The sequence below is a fragment of the Streptomyces amritsarensis genome (assembly GCF_001953875.1).
GTDB lineage: Bacteria > Actinomycetota > Actinomycetes > Streptomycetales > Streptomycetaceae > Streptomyces > Streptomyces amritsarensis.
In genome coordinates this window covers 42,245-65,270 of sequence record NZ_MQUR01000027.1, presented here as the reverse complement: position 1 = coordinate 65,270, position 23,026 = coordinate 42,245, and the positions used below count along the sequence as shown (strand labels likewise).

Here is a 23,026-nt window from a genome sequence, read left to right as displayed (position 1 = left end):
GTGGCGCGGTGGCGGGTTGCGCGGGCGCGGTCAGGCGTCGGCCAGGAGGAAGGGCAGGGCGCGGGGGTGGCCGGCGCGCGTGTCGCGGCGCAGCATGTCCGCGTAGGTTTCCCGGCGGACCGCCTCCCACGCCTCCCCGTCCCGGCAGAAGACGACCGGGGGCCTGCGCGCGCCGTTGTAGTTGTTCGCGAGCGAGTGGCAGTAGGCGCCGGTCGCGGGGACGGCGACGATGTCGCCGGCGCGCGGGGAGCTCAGCGGGACGTCGCGGATGAGCGTGTCGCCCGACTCGCAGTGGCGGCCGACCAGGTCGCATGCCTCTCCCCCGCCGACCCGGTCCACCAAGGTCGCCTCGAACCGCTGGCCGTACAGCATCGGTTCGAGGTTGTCGGCCATGCCCCCGTCGACCGCGACGAGCGGCCGGTGCCCGCCCGGCTTGACGGTGACCACGCGGTAGAGGGTCACGGCGGTCGGGCCGACCAGCGAGCGCCCCGGTTCGACGATCAGCCGGGCGTCGCCGGGCAGGTGGTCCCGGGCGGCGTCGGTGAGGGCCTTCACGTACTCCTCGATGGTGGGGGGCCGGTCGGTGTACGTGTAGCGGACGCCCAGCCCGCCGCCGAGGTCGTACACCGGGTGGCGGCCGAGACCGGGCAGTGCGGCGACGGCTTCCACGGCGCGGCGGAAGGGGGCTGTCTCCATGAGCTGCGATCCGACGTGCACGTGCAGGCCGTCGAGGCGCAGGCGGGGGCTGCGCCGCACGCGGGCGGCGGCTTCGGCGGCCTGGTCGGCCGTGAGGCCGAACTTGGAGCCGCGGTGCCCGGTCATCATGGCGGCGTGGGTGTCGGCGTCGACCTCCGGGATGACGCGCAGCAGCACGGCCTGCCGGCCGTCCGTGACGAGCTTCTCCAGGCGTTCCAGGTCGCGCAGGTTGTCGATCACGACGGTGCCCACGCCCGCGGCGACGGCCATGGCGAGCTCTTCGTCGGTCTTGGCGTTGCCGTGCATGACGATGTGCTCGGGGTCGGCTCCGGCGGCCAGTGCGGTGACGAGTTCGCCGCCTCCGGCGACATCGACGCCGAGGCCTTCCTCCACCAGCGTGCGGACCACTTCGGTGCAGGGGAAGGACTTCGAGGCGAAGACCGTTTGGCTGTTCGGCCAATGGCGGCCGAGGGCGTCTCGGTAGTCCCGCGCCCGGTTGCGCAAGGCCGTCTCGTCGACGACGAGGGCCGGGGTCCCGAAGCGTTCGGCGACTTCGGCGAGGCTGCATCCGCCGACCCGGAGGTGGCCGCGTCCGTCCAGGTGGGAGCCTTCCGGGAAGAGGTCCAGCAGGTCGTCCCCGGTGGTGGCCGCAGGTCGGTCGATGAGCATGGGAACGCGTTTCCGTTCGGTTCGGCGGGTGGTCTCCTGTGGCTATCCTGGCAACGCTTCGGCGGATGCGCCGCTGCCGATCGGCCTACGAAACGAGTTGTGCATTGTCCGATCTCACCATCGCCTTGGACGATTCGGCCACCCTCGGCGGGGTGCTGGACGGTGCCGGTCCCGCGGGCATCCGTCTGCTCACCGCCCCGGCCGGTCTGGGGGTGCCCGTGCGGGGCACGGTCATCTACGACGCCGGGGACCGGATCGCGGAGTCTCCCGGCGGGCTCCTGCTGCTGGTCGGCGTCGATCCGTCCGATCCCCGTGCCCTGGCGCTGCCGGGGCAGGCGGCCGCCCGCGGCTGCACCGTCGTCGTGGTCAAGCGGCGGGGGCAGGCGGCGGCGCCGTTCCTCGGCGAGGCCGAACGGCACGGGGTCGCCGTGCTGGCCGCCGAGGACGACCTCCCGTGGCGGAACATCGACGCCGTACTGAGCTGCGCGCTCACCGGTGCCGGCACGGCGACCGTGCCCGGGGCCGTCCCCATGGGCGGCGAGTTGTACGCCCTGGCGGACCATCTGGCCGCGGTGGTCGGCGGCGCGGCCGTGGTGGAGGACCTGGCCCGGCGTGTCATCGCCTATTCGAGCGTCCCGGGGGTCCGGATCGACGCGCCCCGCGAACGGGGCATCCTGCAGCGCCGTATAGAGGACCTGCCGGAGCTGCCCGAGCAACGGCGGCAGTACCAGCGGGTGCTGTCCTCGCAGACGGTGGTGCGGTTCCCGGCGATCGGTGCGGAACTGCCGCGGGCCGCCGTCGCGGTGCGGGCCGGCACGCTGCCGTTGGGCACGTTGTGGGTGATCGAACCGGAGGACGGCATCTGCGAGGAGGGCATGGCCGCGCTCGCGGAGACCGCGCGCCTCGTCGCACCGCACCTGCTGCGGCTTTTGAACCTGCCCGAGGCCGAACGGCGGCTGCGCCGGGAGACGTTCCTCACGCTGCTGGACGCGGGGCCGGCCCCGCAGGAGGCCTGCTCGCTCCTCGGGATCCGGCCCGGGGTGCCGTTCCGGCTGCTGGCCTTCGCGCCGCCCGGGACGGCGGCGGGCGGTGAGGCGTTCCCGGTCGCGGCCGCCGCGCTGGCGACCGTCCTGGAGCACGCGGAGTCCGAACTCGCCCGGCAGGCCGCGGCGCACCGCCCCGACGTCACCGTCGCCACAACCGGCGGGATCGTCTTCGTGCTGCTCCCGTACGCGGCGCAGGACGCGGACGGGGGGCGGTTCGCCGAGGCCGCGCTGGCGGCGCTGCGGCGTTCGGTCTCGGCGGGCATGCGGGCCGCGCTGAGCCGGCCGTGCCGGGACGCGGGCGCCTCGGCCTCCCTGCGCAGGGAGGCCGAGGCGGTTCTGCGGGCCACGGTGGACGCTCCGGCCGGGGCTGCGGCGGCGACGGTCGAGCAGGTCCGCCACCGGATCCTGCTCGACCGGCTCGGGGACGAGCTGGAGCGCGACCCGTGGCTGCGCCTTTCGGGCATCGACGAGTTGGCCGCCCACGACGCCGAACACGGCACCGCCTACGGGGCCTCGATCGCGGCCTGGCTGGACGAGCTGGGCGACATCGCCACGGCTGCGAGCCTGCTGCGGGTGCACCCGAACACGCTGAGGCACCGCCTGCGGCGTGCACGGGAGTTGTTCGCCCTCGACCTCGACGATCCCGATGTCCGGCTGGCCGTCTGGCTGGAACTCAGGCGGTCGGCCCGGCCTGCGCCTCCGGGGCCACGGCTGCCGTGACCTCCGGCCGCGGGGGCCGGTGAGCTCGGCCCGCTCCAGGCGGGAGGGGTACCGGACGGCAGGGCGCGGCCCCGCGGGTGGACCGGATCCGGCAGGATCGGCCCGGGGCCCTCGTACCCGGATCCGGTGGCGGTCCGGTCCCGACGCCCCCGACGGTGGCCGAGTGCGGCGGGGACGCGCTGTACACCGTGCCTCCTTACAACGCGCCGGACCTGTTCCGGCACGTGGACGGCCCGGCGGGCGGCCGGCTGGTGCACACGGCGATCGGCCGGCGCCGACGTGTCACGGCGGGCCCCGACCGCCGGTGAGACTCCTCACACGTGACGGAACGCCCCGAGCCCGAAAGGCCCCGTCGGGGCCCGCTGTACGGGGCTCCGGACCGGCCGATCGGCCGAGTGGGGCCCCCGGGCGGATGACCTAGCCTGGATCGGCAACGCGAGATCGGGGGGCCGAGCGCAAAGGAAGAGCGCGTCCATGGGCATCACCAGCAGTTCCGCTCGCCGCGTCCGCCGTGCGGGATCCGCCGCCACGGCTGTCGTCCTCGGCATCCTGGCCGTTTCCGGTAGCCCGGCCCTCGCCGCGGCGGACGGCTCGGCGGACAAGCCCGCCGCAGACGCTGCGGACAAGCCCGCGGCAGACGCGGCGAAGAAGCCCGCGGCCGCCCCGGCGGACAAGCCCGCGGCGGGGGAGGCCTCCGGTTCCGCCGCGTCGGCCGGGAGCACGGGATCCGCACGCAGCGCCGCGGGGATACCGCCGACGATCTCCCGGCTGGCGCAGGGCCCGGGCCGGACCGTCGCGATCACCATCGACGACGGACCCGACCCCCGCTGGACGCCCCAGGTCCTGGACGTGCTGCGGAAGAACCATGTCAAGGCAACGTTCTGCATGATCGGTACCAAGGCGCAGAAATACCCGGAGCTCGTGCGCGCGGTCGCGGCCGACGGGCACCTCCTGTGCAACCACTCCGTCGACCACGACGTGACCATGGACCACAAGCCCGTCGCCTACCAGAAGCAGCAGATCCTCGAGGGCAAGGCCATGATCGAGAAGGCCGCTCCCGGGGTTCCGGTCGGCTACTACCGCGCACCGGGCGGTGCCTTCACCCCTGACAGCCGGGCGATCGCCGCGGCGAGCGGGATGCGGCCGCTGGGCTGGAGCGTGGACCCGAAGGACTGGAGCCGTCCGGGCCTGCCGTCGATCATCTCCGCCCTTGAGGACAAGCTCCCCCAGCAGCCGACCGTCCTCTTCCACGACGGTGGCGGCGACCGCAGCGAGACCGTGGCGGCGCTGGGGCAGTACCTGCCCTGGCTCACCGCACAGGGCTACCACTTCGCGTTCCCGGCCCGCACGACCCCGTAGCGTCGGCGCACGCCCGCTCGTTCAGGAGGCCGCCATGGCCTTCCGCACGGTGTGCAGGCACGACGTCAGGGCCGTGTGGCGGGGCGTGCCGTAGTCGCGTGCCTGCATCCAGGCCGCGTACAGCAGGGACCACAGCACGTTCTGCAGCCACTCGGCGTCCGCCTCGGCGTCCACCGTGCCCTCGGCCTGGCCGCGCTCGATGAGGCGGACCAGGACGCGGTCGGAGTCGGTCTCCTCCTCGAAGCCCGCCCAGCTCAGGAACTGCGGAACGTCGAACAGCAGCATGAGCCGGTCGCCCAGCTCGAAGTACTCCAGGCAGAGCCGCTCCAGCGCCTTCGGTGCCGGCCCCTCGTCCACCCGTGCCCGCACGGTCGCCTCCTGCAGCCGCTCCCGTACGTCCGCTCCGAGCGCGGCCACCAGGTCCGAGCGTTCGGCGAAGTAGCGGTGGACGGTGGTGCGGCCGACGCCGGCGGCCTCGGCGACGTCCGCGAGGGACGCCCCGTGGTTGGCCGACAGGACGGTGACGGCGGCGTCGAGGATCGCGCGCCGCGTGCGGGCCCGGGTGGCGGTCTCGGTGGGTGCCGTCGCGATGTGGTCATGCTCCATGGGCGTACGGTAGCGCGCCCGCAATGAAACTCACTTGACCACAACGGAACACCGCTGTTCCATTTCTGCATGGCTGACTCCCCATCACCGATTCGCGCCGCCTTCGACGCGCCCCGGCTGCGTGTCCTGTGGTCCTTCGCCCGCCCGCACCGCCGCACGCTGACCGCGGGACTGTTCCTGGCCCTGGTCGGCTCCGCCCTCGGTCTGGCCACGCCCATGATCACCAAGTGGGTGCTGGACGCCCTGAACACCTCCACCTCCCTCATGGGCCCCGTGAGCGCGCTGTTCGCCCTCCTCGTCGTCGGCGCCGCCGTGTCGTACCGGCAGTGGTGCATGCTCGGCGCGGTGGGCGAACACGTCGTGCTGGAGGCGCGCGAGTCGATGGTGCGACGGTTCCTGCACGCCACCGTGCCCGCTCTCACCCGGCGTCCGACCGGTGAGCTCGTCACCCGGGTGACCTCGGACACCGTCCTGCTGCGCGAGGCCACCGCCCAGTCGTTCGTCGGCCTGGTCAACGGCGCCGTCATGCTCGTGGGAAGCCTGGTCCTGATGGGCGTCCTCGACGTGGTGCTGCTCGGCACCACCATGACCGCCGTGGCCGTGACCGCCGCGCTCTTCGCCCTCCTCATGCCGGGCATCGGCAAGGCGCAGCAGCGCGCCCAGGAGCACGTCGGCCGGCTCGGCGGCCTCCTGGAGGGCACGCTGCGGGCCATCCGCACCGTGAAGGTGAGCCGCGCCGAGGAACGGGCCGCCGAACGGATCGTGGCCGACGCCCGGGCCGCCGCCGACCAGGGCATCCGGGCGGTCCGCCAGGAGGCGCTGGCCTGGACGGTCGCCGGGTCCGGCATCCAGCTGGCCATCATCGCGATCCTGGGCGTCGGGGCCTGGCGGGTCGGCGAGGGGAGCCTGGAGGTCTCCAGCCTGATCGCCTTCCTGCTGTACGCGTTCACGCTGATGGAGCCGGTCGGCACGCTCAGCCAGAACGTCACCTCCCTCCAGGCCGGCATGGCCGCGGCCGAACGCATCCGGCAGACGGCGGACTTGACGCCGGAGGGCGACGCCACCCCACCGGGCCGGGACGGCGACAGGACCGGCAGCACCGCGGACTCCGGCCACCCGGCGGAGGTGCCGGTGCTCGAACTGCGCGGTGTCAGCGCCGCGTACGGCCCCGGGGCCGCGCATGCCGTCACCGGCGTACGGCTGGCCGTCCCCCGGCGCGGCCACACCGCGATCGTCGGGCCGTCGGGCGCCGGCAAGACGACCCTGTTCTCGCTCGTCCTGCGGTTCCTGGAACCGGTCGACGGCGAACTGCTGCTCAACGGGCGGCCGTACCGCGACTACAGCCACTGCGAGGTGCGGGCGCGGCTGGCGTACGTCGAGCAGGACACCCCCGTGGTCCCCGGCACCCTCCGCGAGAACCTGCTGCTCGCCCGGCCGGACGCCTCCGAGGAGGAACTGCGCCGCGTGCTGCGGGACGTACGGCTGACGGAGAAGGTCGACTCGCTCGACGGGGGCCTGGACGGTCAGCTGTCGTCGGCGCACATGTCCGGTGGCGAACGCCAGCGCATCGCGCTCGCGCGCGCCCTGCTGCGTACTCCGGAGGTCCTGCTGCTGGACGAGGCGACCGCGCAGTTGGACGGGCTGACGGAGGCCGCGGTACAGGACTGCATCCGCAGCCGGGCGGCGACGGGTGCGGTGGTCACGGTCGCGCACCGGCTTTCGACGGTGGTCGACGCCGACCTGATCGTGGTCATGGAGGCGGGCCGGATCCGCGCCCGCGGCACCCATGGGGAGCTGCTGGAGACGGACGCGCTCTACCGCGAACTGGTGGCGGCCCTGCGCCTGGCCACCACCGCCGGGGCGGAGGTGGTGTGAGGGCGGCCGGGGTCAGCAGGGTTGTTCGAAGGTGGGGGTGGCGCGGGCGATCAGGAGGGCCACGTCGTCGTGGACTCCCGGATGGCGCATGGTGTCCAGCAGCAGGTCGCAGGTCTCGTCCAGAGGGCGGCGGGGGTCGTCCAGGGCGTGGAGGAGGACGTCGAGGCGCTCGTCGATCGGATCGTCGCGGGTCTCGACGAGGCCGTCGGTGTAGAGGACGAGCTGGTCGCCGGTCCCGACGCAGATGCTGACGGTGTGGAAGGCGACACCGACACCGCCGAGCGGCGCGCCGGTGGGCAGGTCGAGGAGTTCGCGCGAGCCGTCCTGCCGCAGCAGTACCGGCGGCAGGTGCCCGGCGAGGGAGAGGTGCCACTGCGCCGCCCGCGGGTCGTAGACGGCGTAGACGCAGGTCGCGATGGTTTCCAGGCCCTCGGTGACGTGGTCGAGGTGGTGCAGGACCTGCGCGGGGTCGAGGTCGAGGTCGGCCAGGGTCCGGGTGGCGGTGCGGAGCTGGCCCATGCTGGCCGCGGCCCCGACGCCGCTGCCCATGACGTCGCCGACCACCAGGGCGGTCTTGTCGCCGCTCAGCGGGATCACGTCGAACCAGTCGCCGCCGATCTCCATGGTGGCCTGGGCCGGGCGGTACCGGGTGGCGACTTCCAGGCCCGGCCGCCGCGGCGGCGTGTGGGGCAGCAGGCTGCGCTGGAGGGTGAGTGCGGTGTTGCGTTGCTCTTCGACCGCGCGGTGCCGCTCGGTGACGTCCACGCTGGCCGTGGCCACGCCCAGCACGGTCCCGTTGGGGGCTTCGAGCCGGTAGAACGAGATCGACCAGGCGTGGTCGTGGTCCGGGTCGGCGGGGGTACGGCCGACGGTGTACTGGTCCACGATGGGGACACCGGTGGCCAGCACCTCGCGCATCGCGGCCTCGAAGGACGGGTCCACGGCCGGCAGCACCTCGTGGACGTGCCGCCCGACGTGCTCGGCGGCGGGCACCCCGTTGAGGCGTTCCTCCGCCGGATTGACCGAGACGTAGCGCAGGTCGGTGTCGAGGACGCCGAGGCCGACCGGCGACTGGTCCACGAGCCGGGCGGACAGGGCCAGGTCGCGTTCGACCTGCCGCACCGTCGCCTGGTCGGCGGCCAGGCCCAGGGCGTAGTACTCCTGCTGGGAGTCCAGCAGCCGCATGTTGCGGAACTCGACCATGCGGGTGCTGCCGTCCTTGTGCCGGATGGGGAAGACGCCGACCCAGCTGACCCCGCGCTCCATGACCTCGGCGAACATGTCCAGCACGACCGGGCGGTGCTCCTCGTGGAGCAGCAGACGGCCCGCGTACTCCCCGAGCGCCTCGTCCGCCGTGTAACCGAACAGTTCCTCGGCCTGGGGGCTCCACAGGTCGATCCGGCCCTCGGAGTCGAGGAGGACGGCCGCCACGCGCAGCACGTCGAGCAGGCCGCCCGGCCCGGAGGCGGCGGGGCGCGCCTGTGCGGGATCGCCGTGCGAGGGCTCGCTCGCTCCCATCTCCGGGCTCTCCTTCCGGCCGCCGCAGGCTGGGGCCCTACCCTCCCAGCCCTCTCATCGTCCCTCTCCCTGCGACACGCGTGCACGCCGCACCCCCGCCGGACGGCCCAGGGGCCGGCGCCCCACACCGATGCGCACAGCCGGTCGAGAGTGCGTCCGGGGTGATCCGCTCGCGGTGACCGTGCGCCATCCCCCTGCTACGGCTCCCGGCTGCCAGGTGCAGGAAGGCGGTCCGGTTCGCCGCTTGTGGTTCGGTCGTCGGACGTTCCGGCACGCCCGGTGCACGCGGGTGTGGTGGGACGGGGTCATGCACCGTTGGCCACGCTCGTGATCAATACACGTGGGGGCTCGCTCCAGGGCCTGGCAGGTGGAAGCCGTTGAAGAGGTCGTCCATGCCGCGCAGGGCCAGTCGGGTCGGGGTCGCACGGACCGCGAGGTCCCGGGCCGTCGCCGCGAGCGGGTTGCGGAGGGCGCCCAGGCGGCCGACGCGGCGGGCCCGGAGGCGGATGGCGTCGGTGCGGTCGCGGCGGGCCGCGGTGTACGCGGCGAGGGCGGCCGGGACGGCGTCGCCGGTGTCCACGCCGGCGCCGATGGCTCCGGCCGGGAGCAGGTGCGCGAGGATGACCGCGTCCTCGATGGCCTGGCATCCGCCCTGGCCGAGGTTGGGGGCCATGGCGTGGGCGGCGTCGCCGAGCCAGGCGATCCGGCCGTGGTGCAGGCGGGGTAGCGGGGCGGCCAGGTCGTACAGGTCGTTCTGGAGGACGTCGGCGGGGTCGAAGCGCCCGACGCGGTCCAGTAGGGCGGGGATCGGGTCGTGCCACGAGCCGAAGCGGCGGCTCAGTTCCGCGCGGGCGTCGGCCGGCCGGGTGCCGGCCGGGACGACCGCGGTGGCGTAGAGGTAGTACCGGCCGTCGGCGAGCGGGGTGACGCCGAAGCGTTCCCCTCGCCCCCACGTCTCGCTCATGGACGGGATCCGCAGGTCCGGGGCGTCGACGAGGGTCCGCCAGGCCGTCTCGCCGATGTAGTGCAGGCCGGGGTGGTCGGGAAAGCAGGCGCGGCGCAGGGGGCTGTGGATCCCGTCGGCGGCGACGACCAGGTCGGCGGGGAGGTCCGGGCCTTCGGCCGTGCGGACGGTGGGGCGGCCGGCGGGGTCGTCGACGCCGGTCACGGTGGTGCCGTAGCGGAGGGCTTGCGGCGGCAGGGCGGCGGCGAGGGCCGCGGTGAAGGCCGGCCGCGGTACGGCGATCGGCGCCATGCCGTAGCGGGCGGCCATGTGGGAGGTCTCGGCGCGGGTGAGCCACAGGCCGTCGGAGCGGCGTACGCCCATCGTGGCGGGTACGGCGCTGCCGGCGGCCCGGGCGGCGGCCACGCCGAGGGTGTCGAGGGCGCGCAGGGCGTTGGGGCGAGTCCGATGCCGGCGCCGGTGGTGGGCGGTGCGGGGGCGCGTTCGCAGACGGTGACCCGCCAGCCGCGGCGGTGCAGTGCGATGGCGGCGGTCAGGCCGCCGATACCGGCCCCGGCCACCACCGCGTGACGTCTCTGCATGGGCACCTCTCCGTTCGTCGCGTGCTGGTACGTCTTCAGGACCCGGTCCGACTCGGCGAGGGCCTCCTCGTAGTCCGGACGGCACCGGGGGGCGCGGCCGGCGAAGGCGGTGGCCAGGTCGTCGGAGGGATGCGCGATCACGCCTCCGGATCCTTCCAGACGTCCCTCCCGCGGCGGAGGGCGGCCCGCTTCACCGGAGGGACCGCCGGAGCGTCGTCTGCCACGCCTCGCACCACAGCACGCCCTGGACGAGCCCGAGCGCACGCGACCTGCAGGAGCCGTCCGCGATGTGCGGCAGGGACTTCTCGATGACGGGCAGCAGGTCCTGCGCGAACGCGGTCCCTTCACGGTGGTCGAGGTACCGGCTGCGACGGGTGACCGGCTCGACGGCGAACACCTGCGCATGGCGGTGGCGTACGTCGGGGTCCGTCGACTCCAGCAGGTCCCGGGCGTGGTCGGCGGTCACTTCCCGCAACCCGCACGGGGCCGTCCGGTCGCCGTCGTGCCCGTGGGCGAGACAGCCGGCGTGCAGGGTGTCCGCCAGCAGGTCGGCCGGTTCGACGGCCAGTGCCTGCCGGACGTGGGCATCGAAGTGCTTCGCGGCCCCGGCGACGACGAACGGTTCCACATGGAGCAGCAGGTCCTGGAGGGCGAACAGCCGGTCCTCGCCGCCCGCCGCCACGCGCAGCGCACGCTCGTCGAGGATCCCGGCCATCAGCTCCCGCAGTGCTTCGAGCGCGGCCACCTTCCTCGTGACCTTCGGGAACGGCGTGAGGTGGTGCCGGGTGACGGTGTATCCGAGGCTTCCCCGCACGCCGGCGGTCAGTTCTGCGCGGATCGCCTCCCGGAAGGCGGGGTCGGCCAGGACGGGCTCGACGCCGTCGGTCCCCCGCCGCTGTATCCACTGCAGCGCCCGCAGACGCCCGCCTCCGGCCGGGTCGTCCATCGGCATGTCGACCCGCTTCATGAGGGCGAGCAGCCCGAGGTCCACACCGACGCCCCCGAAATCGCCCGCCAGCGTGTCGCTCTGCAGCCCGAGCAGGGGATCACGCCGCTCGCCCGCCTCGCGCATGCGTGCCGCGATCGAGGCGACCACCGGCTCCAGGCCCGCGGCCGGCAGCCGCAGTCCGGCGTACCGCCGCAGGAACAGCGTCAGCCAGTCGTTCGCGGCCCTCGCGGACTCGGCGGCGGCGGCTTCCGGCCCGCCGGTGAACGGCTCCAGCAGGCCCGTGCGCGCCAGCAGCGCCAGCCATGCCTCGGCGGCCGCGGTCTTCGCCGCGGCCGAGGTGCCCCGGGGCTCGGGAAGGTGGGTCCGCAGGTGTCGGGCCGTGTCGGGGTGCTCGGACAGGTCCCGCTCCAGCGGCGCCGCCCAGGCCTCCCACACGGGCGCCGTGGCCTTCTCCAGTCCGCCGCCCCGCAGCAGCAGGTGGAAGATCTCCGTGTTGGTGTCGTCGGCGGGCAGGGGGCCACCGCCGGCTCCCTGCGCCAGGTCGACGGCGAACGACGCGGGAAGGCCCCGCGGCCGCGTGTGGGTCATCCCGTCCTGCACGAGGGACCCGGGAAGGCCGCTCTGTCTGCGGCACCAGGCCAGGACGAGCCTGCGATGTTCCTCGTGGGCCTCGCCCGCCGAGGAGCGCGCGGCGATGTCGTCCCGGTGCTGCCCGAGCAGCTTCGCGTCGACGACACCGAGCACGCCGAACTCCGAGACGGTCTCCCGCAGCGCGGACTCGTCGATACCGCCCAGCCGCTTCTGCGCGGCCCGTGCCTGCGTGTAGAGCGGCCTGGCCATGGCCACGCTGCCCGCCGCGGCCACGATCCGTGCGCCCTCGTCCAGGGCGTGGGGCAGGAGCTCGGGGTGAGCGGCGGTCAGCTTCACCAGATTCGCCCGGAGTTGGGTCGCGGCCCGGCCCGGCTTCGTCCGGGCCGTCGTCGCGCACGTGCGCAACGGTGCGAGCAGCGCCATCGCCTGCCGGGCCAGCCCGGGGTGGAGCCCGCAGACCCTGGTGAGGAAGTCCAGGGGCCGTACCGATGTCCTGCCGATCGGTGTGGCCCCGCCGGCGTCCGGTTCCAGGCCCAGGGTGCGAGCCACCGCGTCCTGCGCCGCGACCGCCCGTGCCGCGACGGGCCGTACGAACCATTCGCCGTCCTCCAGGAGCGGCGATCCGTAGCGGCGCGCGGTCAGCGGCTCCTCGCCCGGTCCGGCGGGTTCGCCGGCCAGGACCGCGCCCGCGTCCAGGAGTCGGCGTGCGTCGGCCGGTGGGCGCGGTCTCGGGGAATCGGCCTGCGGTGCGCCGGCCGCGGCGTACGCGGCGCAGTCGACGAGGAAGGACTGGTAGCCGGAGGAGGAGTCGGCCGGCAGGGCGCCGAGCGGGCGCCCCTCGCCGGGCTCCCGCTCGTCGTGGAGGGCGGCGAGCGCTCTGATCCCCTCGGACCAGACGGGCCGGGGCACCGCGTCGTACGCCCCCGATCCGTGGCGTCCCCGGCCGTCGGCGAACCGGAAGTCGTACAGGCTCACCGGCGCCGCGGGGCCCTGGTGGCGCAGGTCGGCCACCATGCCGTAGGTGCTCCCCCGGTGCGGGAACGTGAAGTGGGCGCGCTCACCGGCGATGCGTCCGCCGAACCGCGCGACCAGGCGCTCGAACCGGGCGCCGGACTCGTACGCGGCGCCGTGGAAGGCGGTGATGCCGTCACGGGTGGTGCCCGTTCCTCCTGCTGTCGGGGGTGGGGGCGCCGGGGAGCAGTCCGGGCGGACGTACACCGCGCGGTGCAGTTGCTCGATGCCCTGCTTCCCGCCCCACGCGTCCAGCAGCCCGCGCCAGCGGCCGAGCCGGCCGGTGCCGCGCGGGTCGAGGAGCACCGGGTGCGGGACCGCGACGAGGGTGTCGTGCAGCTCGTGTTCCCCGTCGAGTCCCGTCACGAGCAGCGGACCGTCCGGGCCCGCGGCGATGCCGGTGAGTATTCCGGCGCGCCGCACGTCCTGCCCCTCCTGCCCGTCGGCGGGGGCGCCCGCCCCGCCGTCGTAGGGTGCGATCACCGCATGGTGCAGGGCCCGCCGCCAGTACGGGTCGGGCCACACCTGTCGTATCAACGCCGCCGGCACCGGCAGGGATTGGGTCATCCACCGCTCGACGCTCGTGAGCGCCTGGCCGGCGTGGTCGCCGATCCATTCGGCCAGCGCGGTCAGTTCCTGCACCAGCGGATCGGCCTTGAGTGCGGGCGGTACCTTCTTCAGCTCGCGCCCCCCGGCCGTACGGCAGCGGAGCACGGGCTCGGGCCCGCTGCGGACGTCGAGCGTCAGCTCGTGGTCCCCGGCGGCCCTCCATGCGGTGCTCGGACCCATCGCGTCGTACCCCCGTGGTGCGTCGGTGCCCGCACGTCACCTTGCGGGCCCTGCCAACCTACCGGCAGGCACCGACAACGCCGGGGGGCGTCCCCGGCGTTGTCATCGTCTCGGCCCGGTCACCGCGTAGGCGGCCGTCCCTGCCGCCGTGACGGTCAGCGCGGTCCAGGTGCTCGCCGCCGTACCCGGCGGTTGCAGCATCCAGGTCACGACCTCCATCGGCACGCCGGTGAGGGGTGGGGCGAACGACGACAGGGCCAGCCACCCGACCGGCAGGGTCCAGGCGTGGGCCGCGCCGCACACGGCCGCCCCGAGGGCTGCGAGTCCCATCAGCCCGGCGGCGTCCCGGACGACGAGCGCGGTGGGTACCTGGTCCGCGCCCACGGCCCGGAGCCCGAGGAGCACCGCGCAGGCGACGGTGCCCGCGATCAGGACGTGCGCGGTCCTGCGGGTCCACCAGCGGATCGCGGCGGTCCGGTCCAGGGCGGGGTCCTGTCCGCCGAGCCCGGTCGAGGCCGCGGCGGCCGCGACGGTGAGGACGAGCGCGGCCGGCCGCGGATCGCCGGGCGCGGCGCCGCCGTCCCGGGCCAGCGCCCACACCACCAGTGCGCCGGTCACCGCGGCGGCGAGCGCCGCGGGCACCTGACGCGAACGCGCGTACAGCACCAGCCACCTCACGGCGACTCGCCCGTGCCCGCGAGCGCGCCCAGCGGGTCGCCCTGGCAGCCGAGTGCGGCCGTGCGCATGGCGTTGACCCGTGCGAGCTGTTCGGGCCTCGGCAGTGCCGTGAGCTCCCGCCACACCGGTTCGGCCAGGGCGAGCTGTTCTGCCCCGGAGTGGCCGTTGCCGTCGAGGGGCCGGAGGTCGCCGAGGACCCAGCCCGCCGCGACGCTCTGCGCGGCGCTCTCCGCGGCCGGACCGCCCTCGCGGTCGCTGCGCGGGCGGCAGACCGGGGCCATGCCCTGGGCGACCAGGGCCCTGACCAGGGCGTCGCCGCGCGCGTCGGCGATCGTCCCGTCGTCGAAGTCGACCACGAGGACGCCGTCGTACCGTGCCGGGGTGGCGCCGAGCTCCCGCGGCGTGGCGCTCTCGTGGATGACGACCGGAGCCCCGTCGCCCAGTGCCTCGCGCAGCAGGCCCAGGGCCTTCCTGCCGGGGTCCGCCAGGTCGGCGAGTCGCGCCCGGTGCGCCTTCGTCACGCACACGGGGCCGTCGCACACCTGCCGGGCGGCCGCCTCGTCGACGACGTAGGTCCGGCGGGGGTCGGAGGGCAGGACGAGCAGGGCGAGCACCGCACCCGCCAGGGCGGGTGCCAGGGCGAGCAGCCGGGCGCGCGGGGTCGCCGCGGCCAGCAGCGCGAGTCCGGTGGCGGCCAGCCCCAGGAGCCACAGGGTCTGTCCGACGTGCACGGAGGCGGACAGGGTGAACAGCACCTCGCGTACCTGTGCCACCGCCGGCGACAGCAGCGAGAGCCGGTTGGGGACGGCGGCCTGCGGTACCGCCGTCTCGTCCGAGACGCGCAGCACGTTGGTGAACACCAGTGCGCCCACGGCCAGTACGGGCGGGGTCAGTACGGACGGCACGGCCCGCCCGACCCCCATGCCCAGGACGGCGCCCGCGGCCAGGGAGAGCGCTCCCACCAGCGAGATCGGCAGCCATCCGAAGTGCGGGTAGGCGCTGTCGGCGAGCACCTGGACGGCTCCGACGAGGACGACGAGCGCGAAGGCCGAAGTGAGCGCGAGGGCCGTGGCGCCGGCGACCGCGGCGGCGCGGTGGCGGGCGGGCCGCGGCGTGCTCGCCAGGAGTTCGGCGGTGCCGGAGCGGTGGTCCCGCAGTCCCTGGAGCGCCCCCAGTCCCACGGCGACCGGCCACAGCAGGATGAGCAGGGAACGGGTCCACAGGGCCAGGGAGGTCCACTGGGCCGTCCACCGCGCGGTGCCGGTCCACCACGTTCCGGGGATCAGGTAGAGGAGTGCCAGCGGTGCCGCGAGGATCACCAGACCGGCCCAGGGGGCGACGGAGCGCCGCAGTTCGGTGCGCAGGACGCGGGGGTTCACCAAGTCCCCCTCTGCTGACGGGGATCGAGCAGGAGCGCCGAGTAGCCGCGCTCCAGCGGACTGTCGCCGACGTGCTCGGGGCCGCCCGCGGCGGCGAGCCGGTCGGGGGTGCCCTGGAAGACCAGCCGGCCCTCGGCGAAGAGCACGACGTCCGTGCACGCCGCGGCGACGTCCTCGACCAGGTGGGTGGAGACGACCACGCAGGCGTCCATGCCGAGTTCCTGGAGCAGTTGGCGCAGCCGCAGCCGCTGTGCCGGGTCGAGGCCGACGGTGGGTTCGTCGAGCAGGAGCAGCGCGGGATCGTTGACGATGGCCTGGGCGATGCCGACCCGGCGGACCATCCCGCCCGAGAGGGTCTTCATCCGGTGGTCGGCCCGGTCCGCGAGGCCGACCCGCTCGACGGCGCGTTGCACGGCGTCGGGGATGTCCGCTTCCGGCACTTCCTTCAGCCATGCCATGTACTCGACGAACTCGCGCACGGTGAAGCGCTTGTAGTAGCCGAACTCCTGCGGCAGGTAGCCGATCCGGCGGCGCAGCGCGCGGTGTCCGCCGGGGCCGCCGACGGACTCGCCGAGCAGTTCCAGGGTGCCGGCGGTGGGGCGCAGGACGGTGGCGAGCGCCCGGATGAGGGTGGTTTTGCCTGCTCCGTTGGGGCCGAGCAGGCCGTGCACTCCGGTGCCGAGCGACAGGTCGAGCCCGTCGACGGCCGTACGGTTCCTGCCGGCCGCGACCGTGAGTCCGCGGGCCTGGACCTCCCAGGCGTAGGCGGTGGGGGCGAGGTCGGCGGAGTTCACCGCGCGCATGGGGTGGTGGTCCTTCCGGTGGGTCATCGATGGGCTCCGAGTGCGCAGTAGGCGCCCCTGCGGGCGATGACGACCGCGGTGCCGAGGGCGAGGGCCAGGGCCCATGCGGGCAGTGCGGCGCTCTGGAGGGCGAAGGGGGCGCGGCCGGCGGCCAGGGCCGGTGCCACGATCACGGCGGCCCACACGGCCACGAGGGCGACGGCGGCGCGGGTGACGCCGACGGCACCGCCGAGTGCCAGGGTCGCGGAGGTGAAGGCCAGGCAGGGCAGCAGCCACACCGCGATCATGACGCCGGTGGCCCATCCGGCGACGAGCAGTACGGGGAGGAGCACGGCGAGGACGGCGGTGGTGCGCCGCAGCACCAGGGGCAGCCCGGCTCTGGGCGCGGAGGCCGTCAGTTCGTACGCCGGGTCCAGGCCGCGCGACCAGGACGCGGCGACGCCGAGCACGGGCAGGACCGGGGCGAGCAGCAGTACGAGCGACACCTCGCCGGCGGCCGTGGCGACGCCGGGGCCCGCGAGGTCGAGCACGAGGGCGAGCACCGTCACGGCCGCGATCATGGCCAGCCAGGGCGCCGCCGTCGGCGTCAGCGATCTCGACAGCCGCCGTGCCAGGCGGGCCGTCCGGCCGGCCGCACGACGGCGTCGCCCGTGCGGCACGGCGGGGGCGGCGGACAGCTCGGCTTCGAGGCCGGACCGCACGGTGTCGACCAGCGCCATCACGGCCGGCGCCTGTTCCGCGACGGCGGCCGCCAGCCGGTCACGGCAGACCCGGCATGTCTCCAGGTGGGCCTCCAGCGCCCACAACTCGTCGGCGGCGATGTCCTCGTCGCCGCGCGCGTAGGCGTCGACGGTCCGCCCCGAAGCGTGTTCCACGCTCATGACAGCGCCTCCCTCATCGCGATCCGGGCCCGGCGGGCGCGGGTCTTGACCGTGCCCTCGGGCAGTCCGAGCAGCACGGCGGTCTCCCGGACGGACAGCCCGTCGAGGACCATCGACTGCAGTACCTGTCTGAGCTCGGGCGCGAGGCGCCGCAGCGCGTCGCCGACGTCGGAGCCGACGGTCGCGGCGAGCGCCTCCTCCTCGGCGGCCGGCGCGGCCGGTTGCGGGGCCGCGGCGGGTGGCGGCTGGGCGTGGTGGGCCCGCCGCCGGAAGGCGTCGACGAGGCGGCGGGCCGCTATCGTCCACACCCAGCCGACGGCGGTCCCGCCCGCGGCGCTCCCGGCGAACGCGCCGGCCGCGCGCCACACCGCCAGGTACGTCTCCTGCATCACCTCGGCGACGATCTGTTCGTCGGCGCAGCGGCGGCGCAGCCGCACCGCCAGCCACGGCGACGTGCGCCGGTACAACTCCTCGAATGCGGCACGGTCGCCCTTCGCCACGAGCCGGACGAGGCGTTCCTCGTCCACTTCGCGCGGTGCCGCCGCCCTGACTGATCTCACGCCTGATAGACGCCCGGTTCGGCCTGCGGGTTTTCGATCACGAGTGATCTGGGTCACGGGTGGGATGGCGACGCCCGGTGCGGGACGCGGTGTCCGGCGAGGGGCACAACAGGCGGCGGGCGCGGACCGGCCCGGTCCGGGCGCAGACCGTCCGGGCGCAGGCGGGTCCGGGTGCAGACCGTCCGGAATCAGGCCGGTCCCGGATGGGGCCGGTCCGCGATCAGTGCGGGGCGGGCGCCGCGTCGTAGTGGACCGGAAGCTCCGTCAGGCCGCGGGCACGCAGGGAGGGCCGCCAGCGGGGAGCGGGGCTCGCGGGCTGGAGGACGGGGTAGCGCTCGAGGAGCGCGGCCAGGGCGATCTCGGTCTCGGCGCGGGCCAGGGGGGCGCCGAGGCAGTAGTGAATGCCGTGGCCGAGGGCGAGGTGGCCCGAGGTGTCGCGGTCCAGGTCGAGGAGGTCGGGGCGGGGGAAGCGGGCCGGGTCGCGGTTGGCCGCGGAGAGCGAGAGCAGGACCGTCTCCCCCGCCGGGACGGTCACCCCCGCGATGGTGACGTCCTCGGTCGGGAAGCGGCGGATGGCGAGGGGCGCGGGGCCCTCGTACCGGGCGAGTTCCTCGACGGCGCCCGGGAGGCCGGCCGGGTCCTTGCGCAGGCGCGCGAGCTCGTCGGGGTGCTCCAGGAGGGTGTGGATCGCGTTGCCGATGAGTTGGACGGTGTTCTCGTACCCGGCGAAGAGGATGAGGAAGGCGAGCGACATCAACTCGTCCTCACTGAGCCGGTCGCCGCCGCTGCCCCCGTTGCCGCCGCTGCCCCCGCTGCCCTCGCCGTCCCGGACGGCTATCAGGTCGGACAACAGGTCGTCGCCGGGCCGGCTGCGCTTGTGCGCCATGAGCTCGGTGAAGAAGCCGAGCATCGCCACCACCGCCTCCTTCGCGGCGCCGGGCCGGCCGGGGTCCGGGGAGATCAGCGCGTCCGTCCAGGTGCGGAAGTCGAGGCGGCGGTTCTCCGGGACGCCCAGCAGGTCGCAGATGACGACGATCGGCAGCGGGGCTGCGTACGCGGCCACCAAGTCGGCGGTCCCGGCCGGGCCGAGGGCGTCGAGGAGGCGGTCCGCGGTCGCGCGGATGGGCGTGCGGAGCTGCTCGGTGCGGCGCGGGGTGAAGGCACGGCTCACGAGCCTGCGGATGCGGGTGTGGTCAGGGGGGTCCATGTTGAGCAGATTGGCGTCCAGGGCCGGCGGCAGCGACAGCCCGCGGTAACCGCCCGCGGTGGCATGGGACTTGTCCAGGGAGAGCCGGGGATCGGCGAGGGCGGCGCGTACGTCGTCGTACCGCGTGACCAGCCATGCCGGTGTGCCGTCGGTGCCGGTGATGCGGCAGACGGGCGCGGTGTCGCGCAGCCGGTCGTAGACGGAGTGGGGGTGCTCGATCAGTTCGCCCTGAAGATCCATGGGCTCACCTTAGGGTGATGCGGCGGCCGGCCCTTTCGGCGAGACTCGCTCGTCGCCCGGGCCGGCCGGCGGGGGAACGCGTCCGCCTCCCGGTACGGGACCGGGAGGCGGACCGGGCGCCGGGCGGACGGCTCGGCGGCTCAGCGGCTCCGGGGAACAGCGGGCTCAGCGGGCTCAGCGGAACAGCATGGACGCGTCCCCGGCCGGGGTGGTCACCGAGCCCGGGCACAGGAAGCTGCCCGAGGCCTTGGTCGCCGTGAAGGCCCGGTTGACGTACTTCCGGCTCGTGCCGTCGCGGTCCCACACGATGTTCGTCGCCTTGTAGCGGCAGGAGATGAAGCTCTGCTTGCCGGTGATGTCGATCAGATCGGTCCTGGCTGTGCCCGCCGTGTCGTCGAACGTGAAGGCGGGGTTGTTGTTGAGGGTGGCGGCGATGCCGCCGCCACAGGCGAGGTTGCCTCCCGGCGTGTTGATCGTGGTGCGGTCGACGGTGAGGGCGTTGGGGGCGGCGGCGCTGGTGCTCGCGTCGGTCCAGCTACAGCTGTTGCCGGCGACGGCCATCACGCCGTCGACCTTCTGCTCGGCGGCGGGGGCTGCGCGGCCTGCCGCCAGGGCGGTGCCGGTACCGGCCAGGCCGGCGGCGACGACGACGACGAGTGTCGCGATCCCGGCGGCGCGGGCGAGTCGAGTGGTGCGGGGGATGGGCGGGGTGTGCCTCATAGGTCGCTCCTCCATGCCACGTACTGGTGGGGGTGGGCGAGGCGCTGGGCCTCTCAGGGGGTGCGGAGTGCGTGCCGGGAGCGTCCCACAGCCATCTCCAAGTGTCAGGAGCCTGTCAGGTGCATGGCAATATTTGGCTTGAATTACCGGTCGGTACGGCAGGGTGGCCGCCGCGGGACGCGCTGTGAGGTCCGCCTGCCCGATGACGGGCACAATGAGGTGAGACCTCGATCGAAGGGGGGCCTGGCGATGCCATCGGACCGGCCAGGGGGTGTGGACGCCGACACTCCTGGTCCGATCCGGTCCGAGCCGGGGTCCCTGTTGGAGCACGTGCCGGTCGCCGTGTTCGGCCTGGACGACGAGGAGCGGGTCCGCTACTGGGGCCCGGGCGCACGGAACCTGTTCGGATACCGGGCCGAAGAGGTGCTGTCCCGGCCGGCTTCGATCCTCTTCCCCGACCCGGCGCCGGAAACCCCCGGCGGGGCCGCGCAGCTGGTGGAGCGCGGCCGCAGCCTCGGCTACTGGCGGGTCCGGATGCCCGCCCGGCACCGTGAGACGGGGGTCTTCGACTGCGGCTTCCGCGTTTTCCCGGTGACCGGGGCCGCGGGGGACTCCGTGGTCATGGGCCTGGCCAGCAGGGGTGACGAGCTCGACCGAGTCAAGACGAACCTCGTCTTCCTCGACGCCCTCTTCGAGACCTGCCCGATCGGGCTGGTGATGCTCGACGAGGGGCTGCGGTACGTCCACCTCAACCAGGTGCTGGCCGACATGGACGGGGTCCCCGTGGTGGAGCACCTCGGGCGGCGCATGACCGACATCATGATCACGTCCGACGGGGGCGAGTACGAACGCATGCTCCGCGCCGTGGCCGAGAAGGGCGAACCCCTCGTCGGCGCGCTGGTGGGGCTGCGGACACCGGGCCGACCGGACCGGGACCAGGTCCGCTCCGTGAGCTTCTTCCCGCTGAGCGGCGCCGGCGACACCCGGCCCGGCGTGGGCGGGCTGCTCGTCGACGTGACCGACCGGGAACAGGCCCTGCTCGAAGCGACCGCGGCCCGCCAGCGGCTGGACCTCCTGGACCGGGCATCGGCCCAGGTCGGAACCACCTTGGACCTGGATACCACCGCCCGCGAACTGATCGACGCCGTCATTCCCGACTTCTGCGACGGCGCCGTCGTGGAGATGGTCGAGTGGATGTACGAGGACGAGCGGTTCGACCCCGCGCTGCCGCTGACCACCCGCCGGATCGCCGCCGACACGATCCTCCCGCCGCCCGCCCCCGAGCTGGTCGGCGGCCTGGATCGGGTCACCTACCCGCCGGGCTCCGGCATCCACCAGATGCTGAGCAGCGGCCGTCCGCTCTCCGTCGTCGTCGACGAGGCCTTCGCGACCCGCACGGCCGCCCACCAGGACCGGGCCCGCCTGCTGCTCGAAAGCGGTCTGGACGGCATCGTCCTCGCCCCGCTCATCGCGCGGGGCACGGTCCAGGGCATCGCCATGTTCGGCCGCTCCCCCGACCGCCCGGCCTTCACCGAACAGGACGTCACCCTCGCCGGCGAGCTGGCCTCGCGCGCCGCCCTGTGCCTGGACAACGCACGCCTGTACGGCCGCGTCCAGGACATCGCACTGACCCTCCAGCGCGCCCTGCTCCCCAGCGCCGTGGCATCGGGCGCCCACGTGAGCGTCGCCCACCGCTACCTGCCGGGCAGCCGGATCACGGAGGTCGGGGGCGACTGGTACGACGTGATCAACCTGCCCGGCGACCGGGTCGCGCTCGTCGTCGGGGACGTCATGGGGCACGGGGTGCCGGCCGCCGCGTCGATGGGCCGGCTGCGCATCACGGCCAAGGCCGTGGCCGCACACAGCCGCACCCCCGAGGCGCTGCTCACCGAACTCGACACGTGCGCCCGCGAGTCCGGGATCCAGCTGGCCACCTGCCTCTACCTCGTCTACGACCCGCACACCGGCCGCGCCCGCATCGCGAACGCCGGCCATCCACCGCCCCTGCTGCGCCACCCCGACGGCACCGTCCAGACCATCGGCGAGGGGCTGGGGATCCCGCTGGGGGTGGGCGGCGTCCCCTACCGGTCCTCGGCGATCGACCTGCCCGAGGGGGCGGTCCTCGCCCTCTACACCGACGGCCTCATCGAGGCGCGGGGCCAGGACATCGGAGCCGGTCTGGACGCGCTGCGCGAACAACTGCGCACGGTGTCGGGGTCGTTGGATGAGGCCGCCGACCGGATCATCGCGAACCTGCTGCCCGCCGAGGCGACCGACGACACGGTCCTGGTTCTGGCCCGGATCCGCCGCGCCGCACCCTAGGGGGCGCGGTCTCCAGACAGGGCGAGGGCGAGTTAGGGCGCAGTGGTCGTCCTGCGCAGGACACCGATCTTGTCGATGCGGTGTTCGGGGTTGCCTTGGGCGTCGCTCCAGAAGTTGCCCTCGGCGTGGTCTTCGGGCGTGGCGCACGTGGAGATCGTGATCATGGCCTGGGTGGGGGGCGCACCGGGCGAACCGGGTACCGCCGCCCGCTGCTCGTCGAGGGAGCGCTGCGACCGGAAGGACGTCTTGCGGGTCGCGGTGATCTCGTAGGTGTACTGCACCCCGTCCACCGCCACGGTCACCGTGTCGCCCTCACCGACGGCGGGCAGGTCCCGCAGCGGGCCGCCGGCCGACAGTCGGTGCGCGGTGACCAGGAAGTTCCCCACCTGGCCGGGTCCGACCCCGCCCCGTTTCCCGTAAGGGCTGGCCGCGTGCCCGCGGTCCTGGATACGGGTGCCGGGCACGTCGTCGGTGGTGCCCTCGTACGGCACCACGCGCAGCCCGGACACGCCGGCGGCGGGTATGGACAGTGTCGACTCGCGGGTGCGGGCGTCGGCGGGGTCGCGAGCGGGCGTGGCCGCGGGTGCGGGCGCGGAGGCGGCCGCGGACGGGGTGGGCGGGGCGGACGCCGGGCCGGTGGCGGGGACGGTGGCGGCGGGGGCCGTCGCCGTCCGGGGCGAGGCCGTGGGGCCGGCCGCGGCCGAGGGCCCGCAGGCCGCCACCAGGGCGGTCACGGCGCCGGCCAGAACGACGGGGAGGGCTCGGGGCGGGAACGGCAGGGGCATGGGCGCATCCGTGGGGGTCGGTCGCCCGGGTCGAGCGGCAGGTGGGTGACCCGGTTGACGGCCAGGGTGACATACGG

17 protein-coding genes and 1 pseudogene are annotated in these 23,026 nt (G+C 74.5%); 4 read left to right on the top strand and 14 right to left on the bottom strand.

Annotated features, from left to right (window positions below):
* Positions 1–30 precede the first annotated feature (30 nt).
* Entirely contained in the window at positions 31–1,365 is a 1,335-nt protein-coding gene (gene lysA / locus AVW11_RS14545) for a diaminopimelate decarboxylase (protein WP_076044180.1), read from the bottom strand.
* Positions 1,366–1,469: 104 nt separating this feature from the next.
* On the opposite strand from lysA, the gene AVW11_RS14540 reads away from it, so the two are divergent.
* Positions 1,470–3,131: a PucR family transcriptional regulator gene (locus AVW11_RS14540; RefSeq protein ID WP_076044179.1), complete on the top strand. Its 1,662-nt coding sequence runs from the start codon at positions 1,470–1,472 to the stop codon at positions 3,129–3,131.
* Positions 3,132–3,605: 474 nt separating this feature from the next.
* Positions 3,606–4,490, top strand: coding sequence for a polysaccharide deacetylase family protein (locus tag AVW11_RS14530; protein WP_076044177.1), 885 nt, complete (start codon positions 3,606–3,608; stop codon positions 4,488–4,490).
* Positions 4,491–4,511: 21 nt separating this feature from the next.
* Here AVW11_RS14530 and AVW11_RS14525 read toward each other — a convergent pair whose 3' ends face one another.
* Positions 4,512–5,096 carry a TetR/AcrR family transcriptional regulator gene (locus AVW11_RS14525; protein WP_076044176.1) on the bottom strand — a complete coding sequence of 195 codons (585 nt, stop codon included), beginning with the start codon at positions 5,094–5,096 and terminating at the stop codon, positions 4,512–4,514.
* 69 nt (positions 5,097–5,165) lie between these two features.
* Here AVW11_RS14525 and AVW11_RS14520 point away from each other — a divergent pair, with 69 nt between their 5' ends.
* The gene (locus AVW11_RS14520) at positions 5,166–6,971 is read left to right on the top strand and encodes an ABC transporter ATP-binding protein (protein WP_240528177.1); all 1,806 of its coding nucleotides are present in this window, start codon (positions 5,166–5,168) and stop codon (positions 6,969–6,971) included.
* A 12-nt stretch (positions 6,972–6,983) separates the two neighbouring features.
* On the opposite strand, the gene AVW11_RS14515 is transcribed toward AVW11_RS14520, so the two are convergent.
* From AVW11_RS14515 to AVW11_RS14470, 11 genes and pseudogenes are all read right to left on the bottom strand, one after another.
* A complete protein-coding gene (locus AVW11_RS14515; protein WP_060181089.1) occupies positions 6,984–8,489 on the bottom strand; it encodes a SpoIIE family protein phosphatase in 1,506 nt (501 codons plus the stop codon).
* 331 nt (positions 8,490–8,820) lie between these two features.
* Positions 8,821–9,882 (bottom strand): FAD-dependent monooxygenase, encoded by a 1,062-nt coding sequence (locus AVW11_RS14510; protein ID WP_240528178.1) that lies wholly within the window; start codon positions 9,880–9,882, stop codon positions 8,821–8,823.
* Positions 9,883–9,953: 71 nt separating this feature from the next.
* A pseudogene (locus AVW11_RS38335) lies at positions 9,954–10,034 on the bottom strand (hypothetical protein); the annotation flags it as partial.
* A 190-nt stretch (positions 10,035–10,224) separates the two neighbouring features.
* Positions 10,225–13,374: a DUF4132 domain-containing protein gene (locus AVW11_RS14505; protein WP_076044175.1), complete on the bottom strand. Its 3,150-nt coding sequence runs from the start codon at positions 13,372–13,374 to the stop codon at positions 10,225–10,227.
* A 102-nt stretch (positions 13,375–13,476) separates the two neighbouring features.
* A complete protein-coding gene (locus AVW11_RS14500) occupies positions 13,477–14,052 on the bottom strand; it encodes a hypothetical protein (RefSeq protein ID WP_060181092.1) in 576 nt (191 codons plus the stop codon).
* Positions 14,049–15,431 carry a hypothetical protein gene (locus AVW11_RS14495; protein WP_076044174.1) on the bottom strand — a complete coding sequence of 461 codons (1,383 nt, stop codon included), beginning with the start codon at positions 15,429–15,431 and terminating at the stop codon, positions 14,049–14,051. Before AVW11_RS14495 ends, AVW11_RS14500 begins: the two co-directional genes overlap by 4 nt.
* Complete coding sequence (locus AVW11_RS14490; protein ID WP_060181094.1) at positions 15,428–16,261, bottom strand: ABC transporter ATP-binding protein; 834 nt, start codon at positions 16,259–16,261, stop codon at positions 15,428–15,430. The genes AVW11_RS14495 and AVW11_RS14490 overlap by 4 nt, the downstream gene beginning before the upstream one ends.
* On the bottom strand, positions 16,258–17,115 hold the full coding sequence (locus AVW11_RS14485) for a hypothetical protein (RefSeq protein WP_076044173.1): 858 nt from the start codon (positions 17,113–17,115) through the stop codon (positions 16,258–16,260). Before AVW11_RS14485 ends, AVW11_RS14490 begins: the two co-directional genes overlap by 4 nt.
* Positions 17,112–17,675 (bottom strand): RNA polymerase sigma factor, encoded by a 564-nt coding sequence (locus tag AVW11_RS14480; RefSeq protein WP_076044172.1) that lies wholly within the window; start codon positions 17,673–17,675, stop codon positions 17,112–17,114. The genes AVW11_RS14485 and AVW11_RS14480 overlap by 4 nt, the downstream gene beginning before the upstream one ends.
* A gap of 220 nt (positions 17,676–17,895) precedes the next feature.
* Complete coding sequence (locus tag AVW11_RS14475) at positions 17,896–19,122, bottom strand: cytochrome P450 family protein (RefSeq protein ID WP_076044171.1); 1,227 nt, start codon at positions 19,120–19,122, stop codon at positions 17,896–17,898.
* 174 nt (positions 19,123–19,296) lie between these two features.
* Complete coding sequence (locus AVW11_RS14470) at positions 19,297–19,842, bottom strand: hypothetical protein (RefSeq protein ID WP_076044170.1); 546 nt, start codon at positions 19,840–19,842, stop codon at positions 19,297–19,299.
* Between the two features lie 249 nt (positions 19,843–20,091).
* On the opposite strand from AVW11_RS14470, the gene AVW11_RS14465 reads away from it, so the two are divergent.
* Positions 20,092–22,164 carry a SpoIIE family protein phosphatase gene (locus tag AVW11_RS14465; RefSeq protein WP_076044169.1) on the top strand — a complete coding sequence of 691 codons (2,073 nt, stop codon included), beginning with the start codon at positions 20,092–20,094 and terminating at the stop codon, positions 22,162–22,164.
* A gap of 32 nt (positions 22,165–22,196) precedes the next feature.
* Here the strand turns inward: AVW11_RS14465 and AVW11_RS14460 are convergent, their stop codons facing one another.
* Entirely contained in the window at positions 22,197–22,949 is a 753-nt protein-coding gene (locus AVW11_RS14460; RefSeq protein WP_107423275.1) for a class E sortase, read from the bottom strand.
* Positions 22,950–23,026 lie beyond the last annotated feature (77 nt).

Excerpts from the sequence above, each read along its gene's own strand:
- AVW11_RS14515 (WP_060181089.1), bottom strand. The coding sequence starts at position 8,489 with ATGGGAGCGAGCGAGCCCTCGCACGGCGATCCCGCACAGGCGCGCCCC.
- lysA (WP_076044180.1), bottom strand. The coding sequence starts at position 1,365 with ATGCTCATCGACCGACCTGCGGCCACCACCGGGGACGACCTGCTGGAC.
- AVW11_RS14470 (WP_076044170.1), bottom strand. The coding sequence starts at position 19,842 with ATGAGGCACACCCCGCCCATCCCCCGCACCACTCGACTCGCCCGCGCC.
- AVW11_RS14475 (WP_076044171.1), bottom strand. The coding sequence starts at position 19,122 with ATGGATCTTCAGGGCGAACTGATCGAGCACCCCCACTCCGTCTACGAC.
- AVW11_RS14530 (WP_076044177.1), top strand. The coding sequence starts at position 3,606 with ATGGGCATCACCAGCAGTTCCGCTCGCCGCGTCCGCCGTGCGGGATCC.
- AVW11_RS14465 (WP_076044169.1), top strand. The coding sequence starts at position 20,092 with ATGCCATCGGACCGGCCAGGGGGTGTGGACGCCGACACTCCTGGTCCG.
- AVW11_RS14525 (WP_076044176.1), bottom strand. The coding sequence starts at position 5,096 with ATGGAGCATGACCACATCGCGACGGCACCCACCGAGACCGCCACCCGG.
- AVW11_RS14490 (WP_060181094.1), bottom strand. The coding sequence starts at position 16,261 with ATGACCCACCGGAAGGACCACCACCCCATGCGCGCGGTGAACTCCGCC.
- AVW11_RS14460 (WP_107423275.1), bottom strand. The coding sequence starts at position 22,949 with ATGCCCCTGCCGTTCCCGCCCCGAGCCCTCCCCGTCGTTCTGGCCGGC.
- AVW11_RS14520 (WP_240528177.1), top strand. The coding sequence starts at position 5,166 with ATGGCTGACTCCCCATCACCGATTCGCGCCGCCTTCGACGCGCCCCGG.
- AVW11_RS14505 (WP_076044175.1), bottom strand. The coding sequence starts at position 13,374 with ATGGGTCCGAGCACCGCATGGAGGGCCGCCGGGGACCACGAGCTGACG.
- AVW11_RS14485 (WP_076044173.1), bottom strand. The coding sequence starts at position 17,115 with ATGAGCGTGGAACACGCTTCGGGGCGGACCGTCGACGCCTACGCGCGC.